Below are 1438 nucleotides of genomic sequence, written 5' to 3'. Positions count from 1 at the left end.
TTCTAGGTTCTGTGTGATAAGTTTAACTTACAATATGATCGATCAATCTTTGTGTCCTTTGTGTCTTTGTGGTTCGTTCCACCCCCTCGCTAGAAGGAATGTATCTTAGAATACATTTTACCCACCAAATCCAAGAGAGCCTGGAAGTTACCCCCCTGACAATTCTCTTAAACTCGGTTTCAGTTCCCATCTGTTGCCCCTAGGCTTTCTGTTCCTGTTTAGATTTATGTAGGGGATCCATATAAATCTCTAAGCGCTTAAATACCACGGAGGAAAGGGTAGTTAAAACCAAATAAACTAAAGCAACGGCGATATAAATCTCGAAAGCTTTATAGGTAGTGGCTACCATTAATTGACCTTGCCGGAATAACTCTTCAAAACCGATTACTGCCGCTAAACTGGTATCTTTAATTAGGGTGATAAATTCATTCCCCAAGGGTGGCAACATCCGGCGAAAAGCTTGGGGAAAAATCACCTCGCGCATGGTTTGCACTGGGGACATTCCTAGACTAGAACAAGCTTCCCATTGACCATTATCGATCGATTGAATACCGCCGCGCATAATTTCAGCTAAATAGGCCGCTACATTTAAACTTAGGGCAAATAGGGCCGCCGGTAAACGATCTAAGTCGATATTTAAGCCAATTTCTCGGAACAACCCGGGCAAACCAAAATAGATCAAGAATAATTGCACCAGCATCGGTGTTCCCCGAAAGAAATCCACATAGATGCGGCAAATTATTTTTAACCATTTGTAGGGAGAAATCAGGGCAATAGCCACTAAAGTTCCGCCGATTAACCCGAACAGAAAAGACAGAACCGTTAACAGAATTGTCCAGGGAACCCCTTTAAAAATCAGGTTATAGAATAATTCTCCCCAGTTAAAACTCGATTCCTGTAAATTCTTTAAAGCTGGGGCAACTAAGGGTAATTCTGGCGGTTTTTCTCCAAACCATTGCCGAAAAATAGCATCGTACCGACCACTTTCTATGACTCGACCGAGAGCATCATTAATTAACTGGAGATAGGGGGAATTTTTGGGTAAAGCAATGCCGTAGAATTCTTCCGTTAATAATTCTCCGACTACTTTTACACCTCGTAAACCCGCTTGTTTAATTGCATACAAAGTCACGGGTTTATCGTTAACTACCGCATCAACTCGACCATTAATTAATTCCTGCAAAGCTAAAGCCGCCGAGTCAAATTGACTAACCACTGACCCGGGTATTTTTATCGCTTCTAAGGCTCCCGTTGTGCCAATTTGGACGGCAATTCTTTTGCCTTTTAAGTCTTCAAAATTTTGGCTCTTCCGAACTTGTCATGTAAAATTAAAGAAAAAACAGACAATTATTGCTGACCAATAAAACAATAATTTATCTTTAAAAGCTGACTATGCTTGCAATACAGCAATTTATTGGTTAAAATATAGACAGCCAAG

The 1438-nt window shown here is 40.7% G+C and carries 1 pseudogene; it reads right to left on the bottom strand.

What is annotated here, in order from left to right:
• Window positions 1-199: 199 nt before the first annotated feature.
• Window positions 200-1303, bottom strand: a pseudogene (locus PX484_RS01695) (ABC transporter substrate-binding protein/permease); the annotation flags it as partial.
• Window positions 1304-1438 lie beyond the last annotated feature (135 nt).

The organism is Microcystis sp. M49636_WE2 (assembly GCF_030065375.1).
GTDB lineage: Bacteria > Cyanobacteriota > Cyanobacteriia > Cyanobacteriales > Microcystaceae > Microcystis > Microcystis aeruginosa_C.
Note: the sequence above shows the minus strand (reverse complement) of the source record. Positions and strands in the feature narration are given on the sequence as shown.